General features: G+C 64.3%; 2 protein-coding genes. Both read right to left on the reverse strand.

From position 1 onward, the window contains the following. A partial coding sequence (locus EOC06_RS37760; RefSeq protein WP_164899018.1) for an NAD(P)-binding domain-containing protein occupies positions 1-242 on the reverse strand: 242 nt, incomplete at its 3' end. Between the two features lie 157 nt (positions 243-399). Further along, positions 400-1036 (reverse strand): hydroxypyruvate isomerase family protein (locus tag EOC06_RS37765; RefSeq protein WP_164899019.1); only part of this gene is annotated, 637 nt, incomplete at its 5' end.

The raw sequence follows: 1036 nt of genomic DNA on the forward strand, positions 1-1036 counted from the left end.
ACGCCGTTGTCGCCGAACAGTACATCGGCCACCTGCGGCGTGTCGGGCACCATCAGGATGATGATGTCGGCAGCCTTGGCCACGGCGGCATGGCCGGTGACGGTCTTCAGCCCCTTGGCGACGAGATCGGCCGGCGGCTTGGAGCGATGGTCGCTGGCAATGACATGATAACCCGCATCCAGCAGGTGCCCCGCCATCGGCGCGCCCATGATGCCGAGGCCGATGAAGCCGATGGTTTCCATTGTGGTTCTCCAGATGCTTGTGTGAAACGCCCCCTCATCCGGCCCTTCGGGCCACCTTCTCCCCGGTGGGAGAAGAGACAGGCACCAACGTCGGCATTCTCTTCTCCCCTCGGGGAGAAGGTGGCCGCGTTAGCGGCCGGATGAGGGGGCGCGTTGGCTAAGCCGCCGCGCTCCCCTGCCCGGCCAACTCCTGAAACCAGCCCAAGCCAGCCTCCGTCCCAGCCTTCGGCTTGTACTCAGCCCCGACCCAGCCGGCATAGCCGATGCGGTCGATATGCTCGTACAGAAACGGAAAATTGATCTCGCCCGTCCCCGGCTCGTGACGGCCGGGATTGTCCGCAAGCTGGATATGTGCGATGCGGCCGAGGTTAGCCTCGATGGTACGGGCGAGATCCCCCTCCATGATCTGCATGTGATAGATGTCGTATTGCAGGAACAGGTTTTTCGAGCCGACGCGATCGATCAGCGCTAGCGCCTGATCGGAATAGTTGAGGAAGAAGCCCGGAATATCGCGCGTGTTGATCGGCTCGATCAGCAGCCTGATGCCGGCCTGCTCCAGCTTTTCCGCCGCGAAGGCGAGGTTTTCGGCAAAGACATCCTCCAGCACCTTGCGGTCGGCGGCGGCCGGCGCGATGCCGGCCAGGCAATTGACCTGCTCACAGCCGAGCGCCTGCGCGTAGGTGATCGCCTTGGCGATGCCCTGGCGGAATTCCGGCACGCGGTCCGGCAGCACGGCAATACCGCGTTCGCCCTTGCCCCAGTCGCCGGCCGGCAGGTTGAACAGCACCTGGGTC

The organism is Mesorhizobium sp. M7A.F.Ca.MR.362.00.0.0, assembly GCF_004023175.1.
In the GTDB taxonomy this organism is placed as follows: domain Bacteria; phylum Pseudomonadota; class Alphaproteobacteria; order Rhizobiales; family Rhizobiaceae; genus Mesorhizobium.